The organism is Lachnoclostridium sp. An169 (assembly GCF_002160525.1).
GTDB classification, from domain to species: Bacteria; Bacillota; Clostridia; order Lachnospirales; family Lachnospiraceae; genus Mediterraneibacter; species Mediterraneibacter cottocaccae.
The window spans coordinates 63,755-89,825 of sequence record NZ_NFKT01000007.1; the positions used below are offsets into that span (position 1 = coordinate 63,755).

24 protein-coding genes, 1 tRNA gene and 1 pseudogene are annotated in these 26,071 nt (G+C 50.8%); 4 read left to right on the top strand and 22 right to left on the bottom strand.

All coding sequences use genetic code 11. The annotated features are described in order from the left end of the window. Nucleotide 1 precedes the first annotated feature (1 nt). The 12 genes from B5F07_RS07130 to amrA form a co-directional block, all read right to left on the bottom strand. Nucleotides 2-694 carry a HesA/MoeB/ThiF family protein gene (locus B5F07_RS07130; RefSeq protein ID WP_087160584.1) on the bottom strand — a complete coding sequence of 231 codons (693 nt, stop codon included), beginning with the start codon at nt 692-694 and terminating at the stop codon, nt 2-4. Then, entirely contained in the window at nt 681-2,606 is a 1,926-nt protein-coding gene (locus B5F07_RS07135) for a molybdopterin biosynthesis protein (RefSeq protein ID WP_087160585.1), read from the bottom strand. The genes B5F07_RS07130 and B5F07_RS07135 overlap by 14 nt, the downstream gene beginning before the upstream one ends. Then, on the bottom strand, nt 2,603-3,829 hold the full coding sequence (locus tag B5F07_RS07140; protein WP_087160586.1) for a molybdopterin molybdotransferase MoeA: 1,227 nt from the start codon (nt 3,827-3,829) through the stop codon (nt 2,603-2,605). Before B5F07_RS07140 ends, B5F07_RS07135 begins: the two co-directional genes overlap by 4 nt. Before the next feature lies 1 nt (nt 3,830). Next, nucleotides 3,831-4,535, bottom strand: coding sequence for an ATP-binding cassette domain-containing protein (locus B5F07_RS07145; protein WP_162613065.1), 705 nt, complete (start codon nt 4,533-4,535; stop codon nt 3,831-3,833). Nucleotides 4,536-4,551: 16 nt separating this feature from the next. Then, complete coding sequence (locus B5F07_RS07150; RefSeq protein WP_087160588.1) at nt 4,552-5,277, bottom strand: ABC transporter permease; 726 nt, start codon at nt 5,275-5,277, stop codon at nt 4,552-4,554. An 89-nt stretch (nt 5,278-5,366) separates the two neighbouring features. Further along, nucleotides 5,367-6,278 carry a substrate-binding domain-containing protein gene (locus B5F07_RS07155; protein ID WP_242972456.1) on the bottom strand — a complete coding sequence of 304 codons (912 nt, stop codon included), beginning with the start codon at nt 6,276-6,278 and terminating at the stop codon, nt 5,367-5,369. Nucleotides 6,279-6,315: 37 nt separating this feature from the next. Beyond that, nucleotides 6,316-6,882 carry a flavodoxin family protein gene (locus B5F07_RS07160; RefSeq protein ID WP_087160666.1) on the bottom strand — a complete coding sequence of 189 codons (567 nt, stop codon included), beginning with the start codon at nt 6,880-6,882 and terminating at the stop codon, nt 6,316-6,318. Between the two features lie 19 nt (nt 6,883-6,901). Further along, nucleotides 6,902-7,297 (bottom strand): hypothetical protein, encoded by a 396-nt coding sequence (locus B5F07_RS07165; RefSeq protein WP_087160589.1) that lies wholly within the window; start codon nt 7,295-7,297, stop codon nt 6,902-6,904. Between the two features lie 200 nt (nt 7,298-7,497). Beyond that, a complete protein-coding gene (locus tag B5F07_RS07170; RefSeq protein ID WP_204248827.1) occupies nt 7,498-8,571 on the bottom strand; it encodes a uroporphyrinogen decarboxylase family protein in 1,074 nt (357 codons plus the stop codon). 109 nt (nt 8,572-8,680) lie between these two features. Next, nucleotides 8,681-9,541 (bottom strand): AraC family transcriptional regulator, encoded by an 861-nt coding sequence (locus tag B5F07_RS07175; RefSeq protein WP_087160591.1) that lies wholly within the window; start codon nt 9,539-9,541, stop codon nt 8,681-8,683. 73 nt (nt 9,542-9,614) lie between these two features. Next, entirely contained in the window at nt 9,615-10,538 is a 924-nt protein-coding gene (locus B5F07_RS07180) for a radical SAM protein (protein WP_242972457.1), read from the bottom strand. Then, complete coding sequence (gene amrA / locus B5F07_RS07185; RefSeq protein ID WP_087160592.1) at nt 10,535-11,953, bottom strand: AmmeMemoRadiSam system protein A; 1,419 nt, start codon at nt 11,951-11,953, stop codon at nt 10,535-10,537. Before amrA ends, B5F07_RS07180 begins: the two co-directional genes overlap by 4 nt. Before the next feature lie 270 nt (nt 11,954-12,223). On the opposite strand from amrA, the gene B5F07_RS07190 reads away from it, so the two are divergent. Continuing rightward, complete coding sequence (locus B5F07_RS07190; protein ID WP_242972458.1) at nt 12,224-13,057, top strand: helix-turn-helix domain-containing protein; 834 nt, start codon at nt 12,224-12,226, stop codon at nt 13,055-13,057. On the opposite strand, the gene B5F07_RS07195 is transcribed toward B5F07_RS07190, so the two are convergent. The 9 genes from B5F07_RS07195 to B5F07_RS07235 all read right to left on the bottom strand — a co-directional run bounded on the left by B5F07_RS07195 (nt 13,051) and on the right by B5F07_RS07235 (nt 24,092). Beyond that, entirely contained in the window at nt 13,051-14,415 is a 1,365-nt protein-coding gene (locus B5F07_RS07195; RefSeq protein WP_087160594.1) for a PD-(D/E)XK nuclease domain-containing protein, read from the bottom strand. The genes B5F07_RS07190 and B5F07_RS07195 overlap by 7 nt on opposite strands. A 350-nt stretch (nt 14,416-14,765) precedes the next feature. Continuing rightward, complete coding sequence (locus tag B5F07_RS07200) at nt 14,766-17,927, bottom strand: glycoside hydrolase family 3 N-terminal domain-containing protein (protein WP_087160595.1); 3,162 nt, start codon at nt 17,925-17,927, stop codon at nt 14,766-14,768. Further along, nucleotides 17,924-18,658 (bottom strand): hypothetical protein, encoded by a 735-nt coding sequence (locus B5F07_RS07205; RefSeq protein WP_087160596.1) that lies wholly within the window; start codon nt 18,656-18,658, stop codon nt 17,924-17,926. The genes B5F07_RS07200 and B5F07_RS07205 overlap by 4 nt, the downstream gene beginning before the upstream one ends. 67 nt (nt 18,659-18,725) lie before the next feature. Beyond that, complete coding sequence (locus tag B5F07_RS07210) at nt 18,726-20,132, bottom strand: ATP-binding protein (RefSeq protein ID WP_087160597.1); 1,407 nt, start codon at nt 20,130-20,132, stop codon at nt 18,726-18,728. After that, a complete protein-coding gene (locus tag B5F07_RS07215) occupies nt 20,133-20,843 on the bottom strand; it encodes a LytR/AlgR family response regulator transcription factor (protein WP_087160598.1) in 711 nt (236 codons plus the stop codon). 14 nt (nt 20,844-20,857) lie between these two features. Next, nucleotides 20,858-21,862: an aldo/keto reductase gene (locus tag B5F07_RS07220; RefSeq protein WP_087160668.1), complete on the bottom strand. Its 1,005-nt coding sequence runs from the start codon at nt 21,860-21,862 to the stop codon at nt 20,858-20,860. Between the two features lie 63 nt (nt 21,863-21,925). Then, a complete protein-coding gene (locus tag B5F07_RS07225) occupies nt 21,926-22,459 on the bottom strand; it encodes a flavodoxin family protein (RefSeq protein ID WP_087160599.1) in 534 nt (177 codons plus the stop codon). A gap of 33 nt (nt 22,460-22,492) precedes the next feature. Next, a complete protein-coding gene (locus B5F07_RS07230; protein WP_087160600.1) occupies nt 22,493-23,035 on the bottom strand; it encodes a flavin reductase family protein in 543 nt (180 codons plus the stop codon). Between the two features lie 184 nt (nt 23,036-23,219). Continuing rightward, nucleotides 23,220-24,092 carry a LysR family transcriptional regulator gene (locus B5F07_RS07235; protein WP_087160601.1) on the bottom strand — a complete coding sequence of 291 codons (873 nt, stop codon included), beginning with the start codon at nt 24,090-24,092 and terminating at the stop codon, nt 23,220-23,222. A 320-nt stretch (nt 24,093-24,412) separates the two neighbouring features. Between B5F07_RS07235 and B5F07_RS07240 the strand changes: the two genes are divergently transcribed. Beyond that, nucleotides 24,413-24,484, top strand: a tRNA-Cys gene (locus B5F07_RS07240). A gap of 138 nt (nt 24,485-24,622) precedes the next feature. Here the strand turns inward: B5F07_RS07240 and B5F07_RS23670 are convergent. Beyond that, nucleotides 24,623-24,703: pseudogene (locus tag B5F07_RS23670) on the bottom strand (helix-turn-helix domain-containing protein); the annotation flags it as partial. A gap of 212 nt (nt 24,704-24,915) precedes the next feature. Between B5F07_RS23670 and B5F07_RS07250 the strand changes: the two are divergent. Continuing rightward, a complete protein-coding gene (locus B5F07_RS07250) occupies nt 24,916-25,179 on the top strand; it encodes a CD3324 family protein (protein ID WP_191403231.1) in 264 nt (87 codons plus the stop codon). A gap of 145 nt (nt 25,180-25,324) precedes the next feature. After that, entirely contained in the window at nt 25,325-25,945 is a 621-nt protein-coding gene (locus B5F07_RS07255; RefSeq protein ID WP_087160603.1) for a CatB-related O-acetyltransferase, read from the top strand. The last annotated feature ends 126 nt before the right edge of the window (nt 25,946-26,071 follow it).

Genomic DNA, 26,071 nt, shown 5'->3' on the forward strand with positions numbered 1-26,071 from the left:
TTCACCTCCTGATCGGGATTCGTTCAAATTCCCCGTTTCTCATGTCAATCGAGAGCAGTATATTCCGAAGAGACGGTTCCAGTCCCGCGGCTATCTTCAGCGCTTCCGCCGCCTGTATGGACGCCACGGTTCCCGCTGCAGACATGAGCACCGAAACTGCCGTCTCTTCTGCCTCCCGGTTTCCAAACATCATTTTAAGGATTCCATCTCCCGGGAAGACCACCGCCGCCTGTCCGCACCAGCCTTCCACACCGCCGTGTATCAGCGGGATCCCCGCCTGTTCCGCCAGCTCTTCCAGACAGAGCCTGGCGGGAATGTTGTCCACACAGTCCAGTACAAGATCCGCCCCATCCAGAAGAGCTTTCCCGTTCTCCCGGTTCAGGAACACCGGATACACTTTCAGTTTCATCCGGGGGCTGATATCTCCCAGTCGAACGGATAGGACTTCCGCCTTGAACTGATTCATGGTCAGCACATCCGCACAGATCTGCCGGTTTAAGTTGCCCGGCTCCATGCGGTCTCCGTCTATGAGAATGAGCCGTTCCATGCCGCTCCTCGCCAGTTCCTCCGCCGCGAGCTGCCCCAGTGCCCCCAGTCCTACAACCGCTGCCGTGGCTGCGCGGATCCGCGCAGTCTGCTCTGAGGTGAAAATTTCAGCGTTTCTTCCCAAAGCCGTCTTTTCAGGTAATGACATACCGGATCTCTCCAATCTCCTCCGCCGTGTATCCTCCCAGTTCTTCCAGCTTCCGCAGGAACTGCGGGCTTTTCAGCACACGCAGGAACTCCTGCACAAGGGGCAGGTCCAGATACTCCGCCCGGGTCACAAAATCATATTCCTCAAACGCCACATCGATAAAATCAAGATCCAGGGCGCGGGCACAGGAATAGATTCCCATTCCCACATCTGCATTGTCCTTCTTCACAGCCACCGCCACGCTCATATGGGTGGCTGCTTCATTTTCATAACCGCAGACCGCCGTCCCGGGGATCCCCTCTTTTTTCAGGAGATAGTCGAAAAGCACCCGGGTTCCCGCGCCCTTCTGCCGGTTGATATATCGCACCTCCGGGGTAATGTCGGCAAGGCTCCGGATATTCAGGGGATTGCCCTTTTTCACGATGAATCCCTGCCTGCGGCGCACTCCTTTGATGAGAACGATATTCTCTCCGGGAAACATCTGCCGGATCACCGCCTCATTGTAACTGCCGTCTTCCCCGCAGAGCAGATGGGACGGCGCCAGGTGTGTCTCCCTTCTCTTCAGGGCAATCAGTCCGGACATGGAACCCACATGGGTGGATGAAAGCCGCATTCCCGAATGTTCTTCTGTCATCATATCATTCAGCACATCCAGGATGATATCGTGGCTGCCGATCACCACCAGAGTCTTTTCGATCTGTTCCGGTTTCTCCAGAAGCCTGACCTCCACCTCCCCGTGAGCCATGACACCCTCGCTGTTCTTCGGGATCACGCAGAAACCGTCTGCTTTTACCAGAGACATGGATGCCCCCGCTCCCCTGCTTAAAGGCGCGGCGATCATCTCTCCATCCACGACGCCCAGTTTCACACGGACATACTCCTCATACTTCAGACCGGACATGACGGTTTTCGTCAGTTTCGCCCGCACCCGTTCCCCCTGCTTCTCTCCGCGAAGAAGGAAACGGTTCATCACCGGTACTGCGAATTCCATAAAGGTCAGCCATGCAGACACCGGGTAGCCCGGCAGCCCGATCACCGGCCGTTCTTTTACTTTGCCCAGGATCACCGGTTTTCCCGGCTTGATGTCCACTCCGTGGGTGAGCACCTCTCCGATGCTCCGGATCACATGTACCGCATAGTCATCCCGCCCCGCGCTGGAACCGGCATTGATGATCACCATGTCGCACTCATCTGCAGCCCGGAGCAGTGCCTGCTCCAGAAGTTCCGGCGAATCCGGGACAATCCCGTACCTTCTGGCCTCACCGCCGTTCTCCCGGACCAGTCCTTCGAACATCCGGGAGTTGGTCTCCACGATACGCCCGTCTTCTGGTCCGTCTGCACCTCCGGATGCCTCCTCAAAAGAGATCATCTCATCCCCTGTGGGAATAATTCCCACCACAGGCTTTCTCACCACATCGATCCTCCCCACTCCCGCTGCCAGGAGTACAGAGACGTCCACTGCACGGATCTCATGGCAGGAGGGGAGCACCATCTCCCCCGCCACAATATCCTCCCCTACTGCGCGCACATGGGCGAAAGGATGCGTGGGTGCGATGATCTGATATCCTTCCTCCGTCTCGATCAGATCCTCCGCCATAATCACTGCATCATAGGGCGGCAGAATCCTGTCTCCGGTGTCCGCTTCCAGATAGTCCTCTCCCTCCCGCAGCAGAAGAGGGCTGTTCTCCGACGCTCCCTTTGTATGGCTGCTGATCACCGCGATCCCGTCCATGGCGCAGGAGTTATAGGAAGGACTGGACCAGCGTGCGAAAACCGCCTCCGCAGTCAACCTGCCCGGACTCTCCGTGACAGGGATATTCTCCCGCCCCGGTTTCACGTTTTCCAGAGACTCCAGATAATTTTTCAGTGCAGTTTCCCGATCCTGCATATTCAGATAAAGATTGCGTTTCATAACAGCTCTGCCCAGACCCTTTCTCCTTTTTTCAGCCCTTCCCTGTCCCTGGGAATCAGCACATACCCGTCTGCCCTCGCAAGCGCCGAAATGCTTCCCGACTTTGCATAGACGGGAACCGCCTCATACCCGTTCTCCGACGGGACCAGCCGGACGGGAAGGCATGTCTCTCTTCCCTGGTTGCTCGACACATTGTTTCCCATCACTGCCGGAACATGAAGGGGATCCTTCATCCCCGTTTTTCTCCGGTGCCACCAGGCAATCAGCAGACGGAACACAAGCACCGCGGCGAGGGGATGCCCGGGCAGTCCGGCGATCAGCGTCTTTCTCTCCCTGTCATATGCAAGAATCGTCGGTTTGCCCGGCTTCAGCGCAAGGCCATGGGTAAATACATTCCCCGTAACCTGCTCAAGCACCTGCTTTGTATAATCCTTATTTCCCTTGGAACTTCCCCCGGAGAGAAGGACGATGTCACTCTCCTCTGAGGCTTCGCGCACTGCCTGCAGGATCTGCCTTTCGTCATCCCCGGTCCGCATCCGGGCTGACACCTGCATTCCGCAGTCCCTCACAGCGGCAGAGAGCGTATCGGTATTGATATCCCGGATCTTCCCCGCCGTCAGGATCTCTCCCGGAGCAGCCAGCTCATCCCCTGTGGATATCACTGTCACAGAGAGCTGCCGGTATACTTCCACCTCCCGGATTCCCAGTCCTGCCAGCATTCCGGTCTCACCAGTCCCGATCTTCTGCCCCCGGCAGAGGATCGTCTCGCCTTTCCCGACATCCTCGCCCGCATGAATCACATTTTCTCCCGGGCTGACCGGACGGCAGCATATCATCTCCCCCGGCGCGTACTCTTCTGTATACTCCGCCATCACTACCGCATCCGCACCTTCCGGAATCATGGAGCCGGTCTGTACCCGGACCGCCTCGCCGGGACCGGGGATGATCTCTGCTTTCTCCTCGATTCCCACCTGCCCGCATATATGCAGAAAAACCGGGGATGACTCCCCGGCTCCGTAACTCTCCTGTGCCGCCAGGGCATAGCCGTCCATGGTGGAACGGTCAAAAGGCGGAATATTTTCCCCGGAAATCAGGTCTCCCGCACTGATTCTGCCCCGGGCTTCTTCCAGATTTACCATACATGGATCAATTTCCATCTCTTCCGTGGCGGCAAGCAGCTTTCTCCGCGCTTCCGCCAGGGTATCCGTATGCAGCAGTTCCATCTTATACCAACAGCTCCCCTCCTGTGAATTTTCTCGTCTCTTCTTTGTCCGGATGCGAAAAAAACTTTTCCGCCCCGCACGCCTCCACTACTTTTCCTTCCTTCAGGAGGACAACCTGATCGGCCAGTCTTCCCGCCTGGGCGAGATCATGGGTGATAATCAGGATAGTCGTCCCCTTCTCCCGCTTTCGTTTCAGCAGCATCTCCTCTATCTCCAGAGTGGCGTGAGGATCAATACTGGCGCAGGGCTCATCCAGAAACAGAAGCTCCGGTTCAAAGGAAAGCGCCCTTGCCAGCGCTGTTTTCTGCACCTCCCCCAGAGAGAGCCCCTCTGTCCTCCTTCCAAGGAGATGCGTCAGTCCCAGCTCTGCCGCCAGTGTACCGACCCTGCTGTGGATCTCCTTCCCAGAATACTTCCGGAGTTTCAGGGGATAGGCTATATTTTTCTCCACGGTGGACGAGATCAGACAGGGCTCCTGAAACACCATGGTCATTTTCTGAAAAGGGATCTCCCTGCTCCCGCCGTAATACACCTCGCCGTCATCGCTCTTCATAAGCCCGGCAAGAATATTGAGCAACGTGGATTTGCCCGCGCCGTTGGGCCCCACCACAGCCGTAATCCCGCCGTCATGAACTGTAAGGCTGCCGATGTCGAGCACTGTATGCGTTCCATATGACTTTCTCAGATTCTGTATTTGAAGTTCCATTCCGTACCTTTCTGTTTCATATGCCGCCGGCATGTCCGCCCCGCAGCTCTTCCCCCGGATCTTTCTGCAGGTAACAGAGAATCGTGTTCACAGTGAAAGAAATGATCAGCAGGATGATTCCCACCGCCACCGCCCGCTCAAATTCTCCCATTCCCTTGAGCTGGGAGATATAGGTCGTCATGGTCCGGGTCTTACCGTCAATATTTCCTCCCACGATCATAACCGCACCGACCTCCGAGATTCCCCGGGAGAATCCGGTTATGACCGCAGTGATCAGCCCGAAACGCATTTCAAAGAGGAGCAGCTGCATCGTCTGCCTCCTGTCCGCCCCCAGCGTCCGTGCCAGGCGGCGGATCTTCCCCTGCCGGTCCCTTGCCGCACTGACAGTAAGGCCTGTGATAATCGGGAAAATCAGAAGGGTCTGAACGATAATCATGGCTGTGACCGTATAGTTGAGCCTTAAGCTTCCCAACGGCCCCCTCCTCATAAGAGCAATATATACGAGAAGACCGCACAGCACCGGTGGCATCCCCATCAGCGTGTAGATCAGGCGCATCAGCAAACGCTTTCCCCGGAATCTGTGACCTGCGATAAAAATCCCGGCAGGAATCCCGAGAACTCCTGCGATCAGAAGGGATAAAAGGGATACCCGCAGAGACAGTCCGACCACCTCAAACACCTCTTCATCCAGTGAAAAAATCAGCCGGAAAGCCTCCGCCACACCCTCCATAATTATTTTCATCTGTACTGTTCTCCATTCTCCGCACTGTTTCCGGCAGCGTCATCCGCCCGGCACGTCATTCCGGGTATCTGCAGCCTGCCGCGCCTGGTTCAGCCCTGCTGCGCATCAGGCGTAAACAGCGGACTTCCAAACTCTTCCACACCGTACTGGCCGATCAGTTCCTGCGTCTCTTCCGACACGATCCATTTCTGGAACGCCTTTGCGCCCTCATGGTTGATATTCTCATTCTTCTCCGGATTAACGCAGATCACACCGTACTGGTTGTAAAGGATTCCGCTTTCATCCTTCTCGCACACAATCATCAGATCCTCGTCCAGGCCGAGATTCAGCCAGGTCGCCCTGTCCGACAGGGTGTATCCCAGCATCTCATTGGTCATCTCCAGGACAGCGCCCATTCCTGTACCCGCCTCCACGTACCAGTCTTCTTCCGGCTGTATGCCGCAGGCTTCCCAGATCGCGAGTTCTTTCTGGTGGGTTCCCGACTCATCGCTTCGGGAAATAAACGTGGAACGGGTATCCGCAAGTTTCCGGAAAGCCTCCACAGCATCATCCGGCGCCGACGCGGCAATCCCCGCAGGATCATCCTTCGGCCCGACAAGGACAAAATCGTTGTACATCACATCCATCCTGCCGTCTTCATCTGCGTGTCCGCCGGCTACGAATTCTTCCTCCGCCGCAGGGGAATGTACCAGAAGGACATCCGCCTCCCCGTTCTCTCCCATGGTCATCGCCTCTCCCGAACCTACGGAAACCACACTTACGCTGTATCCGGTCTCATCCTCGAAAACCGGCAGGATCGCATCCAGAAGACCGCTGTCCTGGGTACTCGTCGTAGTGGCAAGGATGATCTCCTCTCCATTGCCGGAGCCTGCTTCTGTTTCTTCCTGATTCTGTGCTTCTCCCTGATTCTGCACTTCTCCCTGATTCTGTGTCTCTCCCGCAGAACAGGCACAAAGGAAAAATGCTCCCGCGCAGAGTGCCGCCGCACATAACTTTTTCACACTATCTCCTCCTTATTTCAGCCTGCATCTTTAAAATCTATCTTATAAAATTCGTCTTGATCTTCTCCTCCGTCTCCGGCATATCTACGCCATTCTTTCTGCCCGCCTCGATACATTTCAGCAGCCACGCCATATTTCTTCCCAGGATCCGCATAATCTGCATCCCCTCCTCATCCTGCTGTACTTCATCCGGTGTATTTCCATGAACCATATTCCAGTAATTGGATGACACAATCGGCATCTGATAGAAAGAAAAATATTTTGTCAGCACTTCCAGAGTTGCTGTTGTTCCTGCGCGACGTGCAGAAGCAACCGCCGCTGCCGGCTTATAGAGCAGGTCGTTTCCCGCCATGGATACGAACTGATCCATGAATTCGATGATCTGTCCGGATGGAGACGCCCAGTATACCGGAGATCCCACAACCAGTGCATCCGCCACCTTCATCTTCTGTACCGCAGCTTTTACATTTTCCTTATCCGGGTTCCCTGCCTGGAAAATCTCCGTCTCAATTCCCGCTTCATTTAATGTTCTGGCAACTTCCCCCAGAGCTGTAAATGTACATCCTTCTTTTCTGGGGCTTCCGTTTAAAAGTAATACTTTCATGATCCATCCTTCTTTCTGTTCATTCTTTTTCCTGAGCGGCGGCAAGTGCTGTCCCGGCAATTTTCAGCTCCTCATCCGTTGCATCTGTATATTTCCGGATTGCAGATACAGGCAGACCGTCCCGGAGCATTTTCGTAATGATCAACTGTTTTTCCCGGCGCTCGCCTTCCAGCCTTCCAGCTGCTTCGCCCTCCAGCTTTCCCGCTTTTACCCCATCTGTATAAATATCTTCCAGTGCCTGGCACATATCGTTCCGCTCCTCTCTTTCTGTTTTTTTCATATCCTTAAGCATCTTTTCCGAATGCAGAAATACCCTCAAAGCCTGATAAGTCTCCACATCCACCTGTCCGAAATATGCCTTGTTCTCCTGCATATACTGCCGCAGTTTTTCCTTCTGTCCCCTGTATTTTAACATACCGAAAACCTGCTGTAAATCTGTGTGAAAGCGTTTTTCGTCCTCTACATTCCCCGCATCGACCAGATTCTATAAAAAGCGTTGCGCCGGAGTGCAATAGTCTCCGGCGCATAAATATAAATTCAACATATTGTTATAAAAAGCAACTTCCAGAAATTTATTTTGTTATCTGCAGCCTCACATCTCTGGACGGATTTGTTTTACACTTTCTTCTGATATGTCCTGCACGCTTCCACATACGCCAGGATATTTTCCCAGGGTACTTCCGGTTCGAGAAGATGGGTGGGCGCGACGAACAGTCCGCCCTTTGCCCCTGCGATGTCCAGATTTCCCCGCACATTCTCCTTTACTTCCTCCGGGGTTCCGAAAGGCATCACGGTCTGGGTTCCGATTGTTCCGTGGAAGGAGATCTGATCCCCGTATTTCTCATAGATTTCCTTAAATTCCATGCACTCTGCCTGAATGGGATTGAGCACATCAACGCCCGCCTCGATCAGGTACTTGATAAAGGGTTCAATGTAACCGCAGGAATGATAGAAGACGATGATATCCGGACGGATCTCCTTCACTTTACCGATCAGCCTTTTCAGACGCGGGAACAGCCATTTCACATACAGTTCCTCACTCATCATAATACTGTGCTGCATACCGATGTCATCCCCCAGATAGAGGATATCCACTCCTGCCTCCGCGTAGAGCAGCGCCCGGTCTGTGGACATTTTCTCAATCATGCTAAGCATGGCGTCCGCCATCTCCTCATCGCTTAACATATCCATCATCAGGTTTTCCATCCCCCGGATATACCAGGCGGTTTCCCAGATCGTACACTGCATATTTCCCACGGAAGCAAGCCCCCGGCTGTGCAGTTCTTTTACCTTGTCTTTCAGCCATTCGTTCTTTTCCCGGGAATACACAGGAATCGGATATGCCTGAATCTCTTCCACTGTCTCCGCGTCTTCCAGGGGATGGAGCATCTTTGTCATGTGCATGGATGTAGGCGTTGACTCGTGCCCTACGCCCCACTCGTCAATCTCCACATTATCCCCAACTTTCCCGCCGTAATAGGGGAGGAACCGGCTACGGTCCTCATCATCAGGGAGAAGTTCTCCAACTCTTCTCCAGGGCATCTGAAAATATTCCATATAATCACTGTCCTCTCCTCCGATCTGTTCCCGGAAACTTTTCTCCAGGCTCGGGCAGAGGAAAAATTCTACAGGAACAGACTCGTAGCCTTCCCTTCTTAATAAGTGAAGCAGATTTTCTCTCGGTGTCATTATCAGTCTCCTCTCTTTCCGGCTGTTCCGGACAGTTTATTTTGCTGTCTTTACAGTATACTTATTTCCCGGAAATCGCTATGCCAAAACCGAAATCCGCTCCCGGATTTTATCCTTTTTGCGAAAAATATCCTGACGGAGGCACGCCCATTATTTTTTTGAAAACTTTCGAGAAATGCTGGAGGCTCCCAAATCCTGATTCCATTGCAATATCTGTCAGGGAATATCTTCCCTCCCCCCTGTTCATCAGCTCAATGGCGCGGTTAATTCGGAAATATGTGATATAAGAAGAAACATTGATTCCCTGCACTTCCCGGAATATCTGCTCCAGCCTGCGCTGCGAGACTCCGCAGTACTCCGCTATGTCTCCCACTGTGATCTTCTCCGCGCAGTGCGCTTTCAGATACTCAAGGGCGCTGAGCAGATGCCGGTTTTCCCGAATCCCACCATGCCCGGAATCTCCGATATCCCGGGACAGCAGAAGCAGGATCTGGGTGAAATAGAGATCAATGAGCTTCTCGTAATTCGTCTGCTTTTCCACAGCCTCTTCATAGAGGTACTCAATACTGCTGTACAGCTGATCAGAACATTTTCCAAGGATATAATTTTTCTGCCCCAGGTTCAGGTCGATCAGAAAAAACAGCTGATTCTCCTGCAGAGTGTCACTGAACAGATCGCAAAAAGCGTCTCTCCTGAAATGGAGCTGAAGGATCGCACAGTTTTCCTCCGCCGGAACATCACAGCTGTGGGGATGATCCGGGAGCACTGCGATATATTCTCCCTTTCCGATCTCAACCTGCGACTGGCGCACGTTCATTATAATCCGCCCTTCCATACAGACGAACAATTCTGCCGACGGGTGCATATGAGGGCCGAAATGATAACCTGCCGGAAGTTCCTGGATCTCAGCGCTGTCTATGATCTTTTCCTTTCCGCAGTTCAGCAGAATATTTTTATAGTATTTTGACATAAGATTTTTCCTCTGATCTTTCTTTCCGAATTATCTGCCGTCATTTTAATGAGAAAATATATCCGCTTATACTTTAGCAGTTCCCCGTATAAACATATTTCAGATATTTCCCTGCCACATCCCGCAGCCGGTATACCGTCTCCTTCCTCGTGGGATTCCTGTCCTCCATCCGGTAAGCGGGGAAAAATCTTGTCACATGGAGGACAATATCCGGGCCGACCGATGCGATCCACCGTGCCTCTTCCTCCATCTCCGCCTCCGAATCATTTTCTCCCGGAACGATCAGCGTCGTCAGCTCTACATGGCAGGACTGTGCTGCCCGGACGATAAACGTCTTCACCGTCTCCAGATCGCCGCCAAGCTTCCGGTAATATTCTTCCGAAAAGCCTTTCAGGTCAATATTCATGGCATCCACATAAGGAAGGATCTCTTCCAAAACCGGAAGAGTCACACTTCCGTTTGTGACCACCACATTTTTCATTCCCCGCTCCCGGACAATCCGCGCCGTATCCCGCACAAATTCATACCCCACCAGAGGCTCATTGTAGGTAAATGCCACGCCAATATTCCCGTACTCTCTATAGTGTTCTGCCAGAAGGGCAACTTTCTCCGGAGATATTTCTTCATAATCAGACGGCGCTTCTCCGCTCTCCGGAGGCGCTTCTCCGCTCTCTGAAGCCGCTTCTCCTCTCCCGGCATGAGATCTCCCTGCCATGGAGATCTCATGATTCTGACAGAAGGGGCAGGACAGATTGCACCCGTAGCTGCCCACAGAAAGAATCCTGCTGCCCGGATAAAAATGCCGGAGCGGCTTTTTCTCGATGGGATCAACAGCAAGCGCCGTAATTCTTCCGTAAATATCACAGACAATTTTCCCGTTTTCATTTTTTCTTGCTCCGCACCGACCATACTGACCTTCCTTTAAGGCGCAGTGATGCAGGCAGACATGGCAGACGCATTTCCCATTATTTCTGCTGTTTTCCGATTTTCCGTTCAAAAATGTCTCACCACCTCAAACCGCTCCAGACGGATGTCCTCTGCATCCTCCGGAATCCCTGCTTTTCTCTTTGCAATGGCGATCTGCTCTTCCACCGTGTCCACGCCTTCCAGATTCGGAAGAAGAAGCCCCCTTTTATATCCCCGGCTGACGATAACCCCGTAACGTTTTACATCCAGTTCGTCAGGGGACGAGATCTCCTCCGTCTCTCCAAGCACATCCACACTGTACACAAGCCGGTCCAGTTCATCCGGCTCCACCGGGTGGAATCTGGGATCCTTCGAAGCCGCACTTATCGCATTCTCCACGATCTCCTCCGCAATGTTCTTCCGCGTGGCTGATATTGTGCCGATGCAGCCCCGCAGCCTGCCTTCTTCCTTTAGAGAGACAAACACGCCCGCCTGGCGTTCGTACATTTCGTCCGGAAGTTTGTCCGCCGGACAATTATCCCCGGCAAGGTCCTCCGGAAGCCGGAGTTTTCTCCCTGTTCTCACATACATTTCCACAGTCCTGCGTGCAAGGCTTACGTATGCGTCCTCCGATTTTTTTCTGGTCTGCGCCTCTTTCTTTACCTTTTCCTCATACTTCCGCAGGAAATCCCTTCCCTGCGCTTTCTCCCCAGCTTCATAGATACAGATGCCGTATCCCACTCCGAATGTGCCCTCGTGGGAAAGCCGTTCCGCCTTTACTGCCCGGCGGTCCAGTGTCCCCGCCATGATGACAAAGGAACGGTGTCCGCACTCTGCTGCCCTGTCGCAGAAATCTTCCGGAAAATCAAAGAGTTCCCCGAAGGCAGCCCTTCCCATGACATCCATAATCCGCTCGTCATATTCCGGACCTTCTTTCTGAAATCCGTACGGCCCGTCCTCCTTCAGCTTATGGGAAAGGTCTCCGCTTCCGATTACCACGGTATTTCTTCCGAGAATTTCTGCTGTCTTCTGTATGCACTGCCCCAGTTCATAGTGTTTCGAAAGAGGCAGCCCCGACAGCCCGATGCGCACCAGCCGGTAATCGGTATCATACTGGTTGAGAAAATAAAGCGGCACCATCGTCCCGTGATCCAGTCTCCTGTCCCGCTCTCCCAGAGTTCCCGCCGGAATATCCCGCGCCTGGGCTTCCTGGGACAGAAGTCCGACAAACTCGGTATCATAATCCACCCGGAATTTCACCTGGGGCGCACGGAACTGTCCGAAATCCCCTTTTGCCCCGGCTCCCGGAGCTATGTGGAAATAATCGGCGTACATCACCGCATGGGGCGAAATCACCACCACCGTATCCGGCTTCCACTGTGCGATCCGCTCTGCCGCCCTGCGGTAGGAATCGATTGTTGCCTGAATCTTTCTCTCTTCCCCTCGCCCGATCTCCGGTACTATAATGGGCGGATGGGGAACCATAACTGCTCCTGTCACTGCCATATGCATCCCTCCTGAATCTCTGTGAACAGCTGATGCTTTTTCTTTCATGATAATACGGGGGATACTCTTTTTTCAACCATTCGTACAAAGAAACCTTCCCCGCAACCGATAGTTGCCGGATAGTTTCTGGTATTCTCATCGTCCTTCTATTATAATATGCTCAGAGGCAAAAACATGGACAGAAACAAAAATGAGGCTGAAAATACATCTGAATGTAAAAGGGCGCAAAAGACAGACTCAGTTCTGCACGAAAAAGAGGAGGTGCCGGTTATGACACTCGGGGAAAGGATAAAAGAACACAGAAAAGGAAATGGTCTCTCCCAGGAGAAGCTTGCCGAGCTCGCAGGGGTGAGCCGTCAGGCAGTAACAAAATGGGAAAACGGTCAGTCCTCGCCAAGTACGGAAAATCTCTTCCGTCTGGCAGAAATCTTCGGGACTACTGTGGATCTTCTTCTGAAGCCCGAAGAAAAACAAAATACGGATATTGAAGGAATATCAAATACAAAACAGAAAAATATTGAAGAGGAGCAAAATACGAAACAGGAAAATATAAAAGGGGAACAAAATGCGGAACAGAAAAAATCCGCACGGCTCCTCGCACGCGGGAAGCATAATCTGCTCTCCGCTCTGCTCGTTGCCGCCGGATTTCTCCTGATCTATCTGGCTGAGATTATTCTTGCCGGAGATTTCAGCTCATACCCCATCATCGGGTTACTGACTGATACCAGCCCGAACCGTTTTCCCTATCTGTTCGGATGGCTTGTGCATCAGCGCCTGTTCTGGATCGCCCTGCTCATTTCCGCGCTTCCGGCACTCTTTGGAAAATCCTGTTTCTCCCTGAGCACATTTGCCGGATTCTGCGCCGGACTGCTTTTCGGAGAACTCTTCGGCGGGAATCCCGCCGGGGCTGCATATGGTCACGGGCATTACGGCTGGGCGGTCTGGGGTTCCACTTTCCTCTTCTCCATTGTGATGGGAATCATCCTGGAGAAGCTGGGCGTGGAGCGCCCGGTTCTCCGCTCGAGAAAATTCCGGATATGGTGCGCGTTCTTTCTGATCGGGATCATCGCGATTCTGCTGTTCGTGCGCCTCAGTATTCAGTAAATGCTTTTTGCTTCTCTGCGCACCATAACCCGGCACTTCTTTCGGAAGCAGGCGATTCCGTATTTCAGAACCTCCCGGCACCCTTCCGCCTCCAGTTCCGCCTCATATTCCTTCGTTTCAATCTGTTCCAGGGCATCCCTGCATGCCTCTTCCAACGCAGCATTCTCAGCATATTTCACTTCAATGATGATCCCGATATCCTCATCCTCGATCCGGATCATGATGTCGCTGTATCCATCTCCGGATTCCCGGTTTGACTTCACATACCAGCCATTCTTAAGCCCAAGGATCCCAAGAAGGATTCCGTGGTAAAAATTTTCTCTTGTCGGTTTCTGCACAAAAGTATCTCGTATCCCGACTGTTTTCTTCAGATAATCCGCAAACAACCTTTCCACTTCCCCAGCGTCGCCATTTTCCAGGGCACTGCAGAACGCGCGGAGCATTTCTCCATCCCGCGCCACATTTTCCCGGAACATGACCATAATCTGCTCGGTAAAAATATTGCGGATCTCCCTGTTCGGAATGGTCAGATTATACCGTTTTCCATCCGGTTTTCCCCTTTGCGTCAGGTACCCCGTCATAAACAGCACGCTCCATACATGATCCACAGAGTCATAGAGGTGATTGTAAGTCAGTTCTTCGTGAATTTCCTTTGTTACCGTCTCTCCTGCCGTCAGCGCTTCAATCTCACTTTTCGTCAGCCCGTCGCCCACATTTTCCAGAAAATGCCTGACTACCTCATTACCGCTTGTATTGGGCCAGTAATCTCTGGGCTGCGCTTCCGGATCGTCCAACAGCTCATCGCAGTAATTGATCACATCCCATGGGCAGTACACATCAACATTTCCAAAACGATATCCGTCATACCATTCTTTTATCTCCCCGTAATATCTTTCCAGGCCGTAATACTCCAGCATCTTCCGGACTTCGTCATCCGTAAATCCGAAATATTCATCGAAACGTACTGTCGTAATCGAAAGGATCTTGGGATTGTTCAGTCCTGTGAAAATAGATTCCTTTGCAACCCGCAGGCATCCTGTCAGCACGGCGAAATGCAGACTGTCATTCGTCTTAAGCGCCTGCTCAAACATGCCGCGGATCAGACTTACCATCGATCCGTAGTATCCCCGCTCGTTTGCTTTTGACAGCGGGACATCGTACTCGTCGATCAGGATGATAACCTTCGTTCCATAATGCTTGTAAAGCAGTTCAGAGAGCGTTTTCAGACTGCCCATCAGCACCGGGTCAGACATAGAAAAAAGGCTCTGTCCGGTCGGATCGACTGTAATCAGATGACGGTATGTTTCCTTTTCTTCCGCCGTGATCCTGCCGCTCTCCAGCAGAAACGAAAAACGCATTGCTTCATTCCTGTCTTGTCAACATAGTAAAACCCCTCATCACGGATTTTACTGAAATTTTCTATTCCTACCGGAAGCTTTTTCTGCTCTCCAACATTCATCTTCCAGCACGCTCCTTTCCCTGCCGCATGATTCATCAAATCTGTCCTACAAAGATTTTTCTGTTTTTCTACATTCTAATATGCAAAGGACAAATTGGCAAGGAGACTTGCTTTGTCTCTTCGCATTGTGCATTATGGCGAAATGCAGAACAGAACGGTACTACAACATATGCGCTGACGGACGAACAGCTTTATTTTTGTATAAAAAAAGAGGCGTTGGTATCTTATCAACACCAACACCTCTGAAATTTATCCGAAATCTCTCTCGCTGAATATAGTTGCCACAACAATCGCAAGCTCATACGCCAGTACAAGGATCATGCAGATCACTGCCACGATAAAGGTGATCCTCACAAGAAGATTGCCGGAAGATCCCTGTTTCTTTGCCAGCACTTTGGCGATGATCGCGCAGATCAGACCCACAGCCGCAATGGCAATTCCTGCCGGGGAGATCCAGATCTCGATGACAAGCCCGATGACATCCACCACCAGTGCGGCGATGCTTAAGATCCTTACGGTTCCTGTCAGCGGTGCATTTGTCACGATTCCTGCATCCAGCCCTCTGATAATCCTGCGGTTGGAGCGGATAACCAGAACCTCGCCTCCGGCGATTCCCAGTGCGGCAACAACGTCAAGGGCAATCAGAATCAGGATGTATACCGGGAACCCGGATGCCGCTGCTGTAGTGAGCGCCGTACTGTTGACAACCATGTAGCCGACATGGTGTGCCGCATCCTGAAGGGCATGGCGCACATAGTCGCTTGCCGTATCTGTCAGGCGGTTGCTTCCTGTATTGAGCTGCAGATCCGTTCCTGCTGCCAGACACTGATCTGCAACCGCATCACCCTCAGAAGTGTAATCTGTGATTACGGCTCCCTGGAAGCCCCATTCATTCCGGAGCGTCTCGGTCAGCAGAGCATAGCTTCCTTTTGTCTGGCGGAAACCGATACGGTTCATGGATGCCATCACTCCGGTAGCCCCGCCGTCTTTCACTGTAATTTCAAACGGTCTTAAGTAAATCTCGCGGATTGCCTGCTCCTGCGCCCATGTGCAGACGGAGGAACGGTTCGTCTCCTGGTCGTTGACTGCGAAATGTTTGATATAGCAGTACATTCCTTTTGACATAGCGCCCTGGACAGTGGCCGCTCCCATCCTTCCGGACAGAATCGGATCTTCCGAGTAATACTCGTGGTTTCTTCCGCTGAACGGAGTTCTGTGAATGTTCATTGCCGGCGCATACCATCCCTGCGTATTGGAACGAATTCCATCCTCGCCGATGAACTCTCCGTACCGGGTTGCCAGATCCACATTCCATGTGCTGGCGAGCATTTCCTCGATCGGGTAACCGAAACAGGAATAGCCGCTGATAAAGTTTGTGATACCGTGAGGTCCATCGCTGTCGGTTGTCTTCGGCTTGTCAATGGACTCCACTTCCTGGGTCACAAATCCTGCTTTCTGGTAAAGGAGATGAAGTTCGCTGACTTTCATCTGCTCGATGAGCGCCTGCCAGTTTTCATCGTCGTAGTCTGCTCCTGCCAGATCTTCCAGGGTGAGCCCGCTGTCTGTATCAACCGTTGCGGGTGACGTATCATTTGCCTCCTCCGGACGTCCGGATGCATCCCATCCTGTGGCGTCGATCTGGCCGATCAGTTCATCGCTCGCCTCAACTGTATTTACCGTACCGGCTGCGTCCGTGGAATAGGAAACGCCCTCTGCCGTGCCGGTTCCGTAAGTCAGTCCGCCGTTGTCCATGACAGACCAGTTCATTCTGCTTAAATATGTCGCGCCCTCTGCCACAGCATCATCGAAACGGTTTGCGATCTCCGCTCCTGTGGCAAGGTCTGTGGTGATCATCTGCGTCTCGCCCACATTGTAGACTGCCGTCATGTCCGCATTTCCATCCGCGTCCATGCCGTCCGCTGCCGTATATCCCTTTGCAGCCAGTACATTGTTGACCGCTTCATGGGCATCCTGTGCCGCAGTGATGTAGTAGTCGCCTTCATCAAGGATGTACGCCCCGTCCGCCACGCTGTAGGACTTCATCACATCCTGTGCATCAAAGGTCACTTCCACCGTCTCGGACGCACCCGGATCCAGCATTCCCGTCTTGGCAAATCCGCCCAGTACCACTGCCGGTTTCTCGATTCCGTTTTCCTGGTCATACTGTGTATACGGAGCCTGGAAATAAATTTCCACTGCGTCTTTTCCCGCGCGGTCGCCGCTGTTTGTCACATTGACAGATGCAGTCACCGTGCCGTCTTCATTTTCCGTAAAGGTAAAATCACTCCATGTAAAATCTGTATAGGACAGTCCGTATCCGAACGGGAACCGCACTACCTCGCTGTAATTGTATTCGCCCACATTCGGCGTTCCCATCACAACGTCCTCATAGCGTGTCTCATAGTAGCGGTATCCCACATACACGCCTTCCCCGTAATTGACGTAGCTGTAACCGGAATCCAGTACTTCCCCGCTTGTGGACATATAACGGTTATCCCCGAAGTTCTGCATGGCAGGGGAAGAAAAGCTGTCGTTTACATAAGTATCCACAAGATGTCCGGACGGATTGACCTCGCCGGAGAGCAGTTTACCGACTTCCTCCACGCCGTTGTATCCGGTTCCTCCTACCCAGAGGACTGCATCCACACCAAGATCCTCTTCATCCAGGAAAGACATCTCCATGGCATTTCCCGCGTTGATGATCACAACAGTCTTCTCAAATCCTGCATCCTGGATTCCTCTTAAGATCTCTTTCTCCGTGGAGCTCAGTTCCAGGTAATGCTCGTCTGCAGTTCCGTCGTAACGGGACATTTCTCTGGGCACGTCCGCGCCCTCGCCGCCGGTACGGGAGATGATCATCACCGCTGCATCACTGTAATCTGCAAAGGAATCACCGCAGGCAGCCTCTACCTCTGACCAGGGATTTTCATTCAGTGACCAGTCCGCAGCCTGTCCGCTTCCGCCGGTTCCTCTTCCCTGTCCGTTCTCACCGTAGAAATCCCACAGTGTTTCATTCACGGTAAACCCTGCACTTTCCAGAGATGTTTTCAGGTTTCTGTCAGAATACTCGCTTGTAGCTACAGAGCTGGAGCCCGTACCATTCGTGATCCATTCACGGCACGACTGGCTGAAAATGCTCACAGATGCTCCGGAATCCAGAGGCAGCGCATTCTCATTGTTGTACATCAGTACGGAGCCTTCGTCTACTACCGTATCTGTAAATGCGATCTCTGCCGCAAGAAGTTCGTCTTCATTTTCATAGCTCTCGCCCTGTTCGCCGCCGACGCTTCCGAAGAACAGCTCCAGCGCCGTGCTGTAGTTCACAGCCACCACATTGATGGCAATCACAGCCACAAGTATAATGGCAAACAGGATATTAAATAACGCAAACCTTACCTTTGTCTTTCTCATTCTGCCGCCTCCTCACTCTCTGTACTGTCGTCAGCAGATGTGTCAGTCTCAACATCGTCGGATGTATCCATCAGGAACTCAAAAGATCCGTCCTCTCTGTTGATCTGTACCTGCTGCGCCTGGGTTCCGGTATTGAAATGGTAATCCATGATCGGTCCGTAGAAAGTACCAAGAGCCGGACTCTCCGGATCCACAACACCGCCTTCTTCCGTATAATTGTAGTGCTCGTAGCCATCGCCGTAGAAGAGCACGTAGGAAGCCCAGTCCGGAGAATTCAGGGTAATCACATCCCCGTCATAGGTGAATGATCCGTAGAATGCGCCCCAGTGGTGAATGCCTCGTGAAGAAATGTACATCTCTTTCACCAGCTCATATCTCTGGGAACTTCCATCCACATACGGGAGATTGCCCGTTCTGTTGGACGTGTCTCCGTTGTCATAGAGAATCAGCGTATTGTCCTCCCACAGCGTATCGATATCACCATACAGCATTACAAGGGAAGTTACTGTTCCCATCAGATCATTCGCATCCAGATGCTGATGATAATGTCCGAGGACAGAGAAATCTCCTTCATCCCCCGCTGCTGTCTGACTTCCGCCCTCTGCCTGTGTCTCACTTCTGTTGTCTGTCCTGCCGCCGTTTCCGACCTGTGCAAGACGTGTGCTCGCGCATCCCGTTATGGCAGTCAGCGTCAGAAATGCGACCATAACTGATACGATTCTTTTTTTCATAAATATCCTCCTTCTTTTCTCATTCACTTTGCGCGCCTGTCCGAATGATTTTTGATTTATTCATACGTTAACATACTTTTTCTGTCTGTGCGGATTCTGGCATACTTTGCACTTTTCCTGCATACTTTGCATCTGCATCCCTCTGTTTCTCATGTTCCGGGACATCCTGTTTCCCCGGGATCAGAACATGCAGTTCAAACCAGTTCTCCTTCAGGCTCACCGATGCTCTCCCTCCGTATTTTTCCGCTGAATAACAGATGCTCTTAAGGCCGAATCCATGATTTTTCCGGTCGCTCTTTGTGGATTCGGGAAGTTTTCCCTTCTCCCATTCAAGATTCTCCTCGCAGTAGTTTGTGATTTCTATGTAAATGAAATTTCTCTGCGCCGTTACAGATATATCGATCAGTCTTTTCTGGGGATCCGCTGTCATCATCACACTGAGCACCGCATTGTCCAGGGCATTTCCGAAGATCGAACAGATGTCCGTCACATGCATAAAGTCCAGAAGTGCGCCGTCGATCACCGTTGTAAAACGGATGCCGTTTTTTCTGCCGTAAAGGATCTTTCTCCCTATCAGGGCGTCCAGCACCCGGTTTCCCGTATGCAGAAGCGGTCCGCTCATCTCCAGCTCGTTCTCCATGGCATCAATCCACCGGCTCCGCTCGTCCTCACTGCCCAGTGACCGGAGCATTGCAATCTGATGCTTCAGATCATGATACTTTATGTGAAGCAGTTCCAGACTGTCCTGATAGCTTCTGTACTGTTCGTACTGCATGTTCAGCGCCGCCTGCACTGCATCCGCTTCCTTCTCCGCAAGACACTCGCACACCCGGCTCTGGAACGCACAGAGTACCGCAAGCCCGCCCATGTCCGCCACCGTCCGCATCACAAGGATATCGGACTGAAACTCGCTGTTAAACGGCGTATTTCTCACGACAAAGGCAAAATTACTGAATGTAAAGACTACCACTGCGATGCCCGCAGCGGACACAAATTCTTTCAGGGAAATCTGCGACAGGTACTCATTTGCAAAAAAAGACTTCGTAAGCCGGACCGCTCCGGCCATTACCGATATATAGACTGCCAGAAGAACCAGAATCATCCACTGCCATTCGCTGATCCCCACAGAGAACAGCCAGACCTGTATCTGCCATTCCAGAGACGCCGCGAATTCCGCCACAAGGAACGCCCATGCACAGCAATATCCTGCTTCCAGAGGACGCATTTCACAGATACACAGAATCAGCAGATACATCAGGCCCACCGCCATGGCCATACAAGGAATCCACCATGCAATGGGAAGGTCATCCGTTACCACAAGAAACACTGTCTGGGCGGCAAGAAAGCTGCCCGCCGTTGCCGCTGTAATTTTCCCGGAGAAGCGCCTCTGCGATACAAAGATCCAGGAGCAGCATGCCGCCCATTCCGCAAGCGCTGTATAAACTCTCGGGATATCCATATACATTTCGTTCATTCAGCGGATCACCTCACTCATATGTTCCAGAAGCGCATCCATAAATTTCTTCCGCTTCCCTCTGCTTACCGGCAGGCTCTCTCCGCGGATGACACAGCAGTTGCTCTGAACTCCGTCCACATATTTCATATTCACGAGGAAACTGTTTCCGATCCGGAAGAAATCATAGGGGACAAACATCTTTTCCAGCTCTTTCATTGTCCCCCGCGATGCATACTCCCGGTCTTCCGTGTGGTATACCATACTGTGCGCCCGGCTCTCCACATAGTAGATATCATTCAGATCTATTTTCTGCATTCCTTCCCTGAGCGGAATTGAGAGCCAGTAATGTTCCTCCCGTTTTATTCTGCTGACAGCCCGGTCCATTTTCCGGGAAAACGAAAAGTACTCCACCGGTTTTACCATATAATCGAGAGCGTCCACCTGATATCCCCGGATGGCATACTGTGTCATGTTGGTGATAAAAAGTATGACTACCTGCCGGTCCAGGGCCCGGATCTCCTCCGCCGCGGACATTCCGTCCATCAGCTTCATCTGAATGTCCATCAGGATAATGTCATAGTCTCCCCGGTAATTCTCCACCAGTTCCGCTCCGTCCGTGTATCTGTCGATCCGGAAGGTCTTTCCCGTTTCCTTCTGGTACTTCTCCAGATACTCCGTCAGTTTCTCCGCATAGATATCTTCATCTTCCACAATCGCCAAACGTATCATTTTTTCTCCCCGTATTATTTCTTCACATCCAGCAGCTTCGTTCCCTCCGGAGGATTGGAGTCTATCGCGCCTACAATCCTGTGGGGCAGATATGGCTCCTCCAGAAAGGCAATGTCTTCCTCTGTCAGTTTCACCGAAAACGCCCCGGCGGCATCATCAAAATGGGAGGCTTTCGTAGCTCCGATAATCGGCGCCGTCACCCCTTTTGCCCATTCCCATGCGAGAGCGATCTGCTGCATTTTTACGCCATATTTTTCTGCCAGGGAGTGAACTCTGCGGACAATTTCCATGTCCTGCTCCTGAGTCCGGTCATATTTTCCCATCGCCGCCCGGTCTGTCCGGCTGCGGAGCGAATCCGAATTCCATTCCGGCCGGGTCAGATGTCCTGCTGCCAGAGGACTGTAGGGCATGAGGGATACATTCATCTGACGGCAGATGGGAATCAGCTCACGCTCGTCTTCCCGATAAAGAAGATTGTAATGGTTCTCCATGGCCACAAACTGTGCCCATCCGTGATCCCGTGCAGCAAGCTGCATATTATAGAACTGGTAGCCGTACATGGCCGACGCGCCAATGGCACGTACTTTTCCGGATACCACCAGGTCATTCAGGGCTTCCATAGTCTCCTCTATCGGCGTATCATAGTCAAAACGATGAATGATGTACAGATCCAGATAGTCTGTGCCAAGCCTTTTCAGGCTGCCTTCGATTTCCCGGTGGATTGCCTCAGAAGAAAGCCTTCCGGGATTAAAATAGACTTTAGAAGCAATAACCAGTTTGTCTCTTGAAACATTTTTTCTGAGTGCATTTCCAAGATATTCCTCACTGGTTCCTTCCGAGTATCCGTTTGCAGTATCAAAAAAATTAATTCCCAGGTCAAGCGCATGTTTTACGATTTCCTCTGTCCCCTTTTCATCCAGTGTCCAGTCATGCAGCGTTCCCGGTTTTCCGAAGCTCATGCAGCCTACGCAGAGTTTCGACACCTCGATATCCGTGTTTCCAAGTTTTGCATATTCCATATTCACCCGCTCCTTTGCCATAATTGCCATCATTCTGTAAAATTGTTTCCAGAGCTGCAGGTTCTACAGCTGATTGCCGAGTTTATACGCCAGATCCGGATACTTGCTGTGCTTTGTCATCGACGGAGTTCCGCATCCTCTTCCAAGTATCATTCCCTGATCCTGCAGATCCAGATATCTGACCTGCGTGCGGTAATGACTTTCCAGCGCGTCAAATGTCCAGTTATCACTGTTCCATGCCACCGCGAGCAGAGCTGACTTCATATGCTTTGCAGTGATGCTGCTGTTATAGGCGCAGAACCGGTCAATCACGGTTTTAAGCTGCGCCGACATTCCATAATAATAAAGCGGTGTCGCAAAGACGATCATATCAGCGCCCAGGACGGCCTCCCTTATTTTCTGATTGTCATCATGCAGCACACAGGGGCCTTCATATCCGCATGCCACACATCCGGTACATGGACGGATATTCATTTCCGCAAGATCAAACCTTACGACGCTGTGCCCTGCCGCTTCCGCTCCCTGGCTGAAACTCTCAGCCAAAATATTTGTGGAGCCCTTTTTATTTGGACTCCCCTGTAATATTACAATCTTCATCCGGCCTCTTCTCCTTTTTCTCCTGACTTTCTGCTATTTGCTGATGTTCATGCATTTTCCTATCACATCGCCTGTGCGGAGATATTCATAAGTGGGCATCTCAAAAAGAACCGGTTTCAGTATATGGTAATCAATCTTTCCCGCTTCGTTTAATACGCTCTCTTCCGCATAAACGCCGTCGATCTTGCAGATAAAGCTCTCAAATCCTTCCGTCTCATAAATATCATCCACCACACAGTCCATCACAACCGGCGCCTCGCCAATCACCGGCGCTCCGGTCCCCTCTGTGTGGTAAGCAAACATGCCGGATTTATCTACCTTGTTGCCGCTGACGCATCCCGCCCGGTCTGCCTTTTCCAGCATTGCCTCATCTACGATATTTACAGTCAGGGCGTGGGTCTCTTTGATCCCCTGGTTCGTATAATGCGGTTTTGCAAGGCTCACCATAATCCGGTCGTGGCCGATAATTCCCACATGTCCTGCCAGTACGTAATTCGGTTTTCCATTTACCATAGTTCCTACCACAACAAGCGGAGTGGGATAAAGTGCAAGGCTTTTTCCTATATTCTTTTTCATGGTCTTTTCCTTCCTCTCAATTTCTGTTTATTTCGGCATTTCGCCGTTCTTTTTTGTTTTCATGTATATTGTAAGATGAATCAGCCCCTGCGTCTAATGCCTGTTCATTATGAAAGATCATACCTTCTCCGTATGATGAAAATGGTTATGGCATCAGCCGTATCTGCTGATGCCATAACCATTTTCAATGTTCCTGTATTGTCTGTACGAAAAGTGAAGCTGCCCGGGAAAACAGATGATTCTTTTTCCACAGGATCACACTCCTGGTGATATGTGCCGGAAGGATCTGCCGGAAGCAGAGTTCCGGATCCGCGTGTATGGACAGGGCCCCATCCAGGCAGACCGCACATCCCATTCCCGCTTCCACAAGCAGTGCTGCGTTGGAAAGTATATTATAATATGCCGGGATATTCAGCTGGCTTTCTTCGCACTGCATCCAGTGAAGAATCTCGTTTTTTGCATTTTCTCTTCCCGGCATGATCAGGGGATACTGCTTTATGTCATCCATCGTTACTGTCTCTTTTTCTGCGAGCTTATGATCCCGGCGGATCAGAATACCCCAGGTTTCCCTCTGGGGAAGTCTTACATATTCAAATTTTACAGTATCGATAGGCTCCATCACAAGTCCCAGATCAAGCAGCCCCCGCTCAATCATCTCTTTTACATCATCTGCCATTCCATTATAAAGATCAAACTGAACGTCCGGATATTTCTCCCTGAATTCTTTCATGTGCGCTGCCAGCGTCCTGCCTCCCACCGCTTCCGTGGCGCCGATCCGGATCGTGCCACATACGACATCCTTCTGATCTGTAAATGTATGCTCCAGTTTGTCTGCAAGTTCCACAATTGTTTCCGCCTGCTGTTTAAACAAAAAACCTTCGTCCGTCAGTGTAACCGAACGCTTTCCCCTGATCAGCAGCGACGTCCCCATTTCATCCTCCAGCTCCATCAGCTGACGGCTGAGTGTGGGCTGGGTAACATGAAGAATATCTGCGGCTCTCGTAATATTGCCTTCATCCGCTACTGTCAAAAAATATTTCAGTACACGCAGTTCCATCTTGCTTATTTCCTCCTGCCAATATCTCCCGTAAATGAATGAGTGCATGATATATAACCAATTAGATAAATTATATCATCATCGCGTCACAGTATCAAATTACAATATTTTTTCAGGTTCTCTATATAGACTTTTTGCGCATTTTGTCTCATTTTGGAATTTCAGCCCCGGGAAAACTGCCGGGGAAAATAATGGAAAAATAGTTTGAAAAAAATTTGACGAATCCGAAGAATTCTGGTATAATGCAGGAGATGTGTGAATATAATATCTATGCATCGCACGTAAGCGACCAAAAGACGGTCGCTAAGTGCTTGTAGCCAGGCGCAGTAGCCAAGTGGTAAGGCGTGGGTCTGCAACACCCTGATTCACCGGTTCAAATCCGGTCTGCGCCTCTTGCGAAAGACTTCCCCATAATGCTTTTTTCAAGCACTATGGGGTGTTTTTATTTTCAGAATATCAATTGTTTTCGCTCCATTTGTTACAATAAATCGAAAAATATACATCTATATAAAAGAAAAAACAGCCCGTGTTCAGGGCTGATCATCTTCACGAAAAGCAACTATGTCATTTGGCGTACAGTCCAAAAGACGGCAGAGCTTTTCGAGAGTAAGTAATGTTAAACGGTATCCGTCTCAGATTATCGTATCAGATAAAAGGAAGTGAAGAAAGAAGTGATCTGTATGTGTATCAACACGCAAAAAAGGAATAAAGCTTCTCTCCATGCAAAGCCAGCAGATTGCGACAATTGCATGGAGTAAAAAACAGTCGCAAAATAAAAATGCCGGCTTTGCTGCCTGACTATCATATCAAGGAGGAAGCCCGCATGAAATATCTTAATGCACAGGTTATTCTTCCGGAGGCATTGGTAGAAGAGCTGCAAACCTATGTCCAGGGCGGATATATCTATGTTCCTGTCAAACAGGAACAGCAAAAACACTGGGGAGAAGTTTCCGGCTATCGCCAGGAATTAGATCAGCGCAATCAACAGATAAAAGCGGAGTATCAACGTGGTATTTCCATGGAGTGTCTGTCTGAAAAATACTGCTTATCTTTATATGCTGTCCGGAAAATTATATATCAAAAGTAACTGTAAGGGGCTGCCAGGTGCAGCCTCTTATTTTATACCAATCATTTCGGTATTATACAGTGTATAGACGGTCTGCCCGGATGCCTGTAAACTGATAAATATCAGAAATTTGCTTTTCCATTTGCATAACATGAAAGGAGCAGCCATGCCACAGAAAATTTATCCCCGCTCAAAAGACAAAGAAACTGTTTACTTGAAAAATGTCATTAACAATCCCAGTATCATAATCGGCGATTACACAATATATAATGATTTTGTCAGGGACCCGCAAGATTTTGAGAAAAATAATGTTCTGTATCAGTACCCGATCAACCAGGACAAACTGATAATCGGTAAGTTTTGCTCGATTGCCTGCGGAGCAAAATTCCTGTTCAACAGTGCAAACCACAGCTTATCTTCGCTTTCTACCTATCCATTCCCCATTTTTTTCGAAGAGTGGGATTTGGATATAAAGGATATTAAAAAAGCGTGGGATAACAAAGGTGATATTGTTATCGGGAATGATGTCTGGATCGGTTATGAAGCAGTCATTTTAGCAGGTGTTACGATTGGAGACGGCGCTGTAATCGGGACCCGCGCTGTTGTTACCAAAGATGTTCCTCCATATACAATCGTCGGCGGTGTTCCGGCAAAGCCTATAAGAAAGCGTTTTTCTCAGGAAACCATAGATTCTCTGCTGAAAATGAAGTGGTGGAATTGGTCAGAAGAGCTCATCCGACAGCATATAGGCGAAATACAGTCTGGAAAGCTTGACCATTTACGCTAATTTGCTGCATGACATCAAAAGAAAGTTTCATTGATTTTACGAACCTGTTTTCTCCTGTGCCCCTTGTCCTTTCCCTGATCCGATGGTAAAATCTAGGATATAGATAAGCAACAGCAATTTACCGGT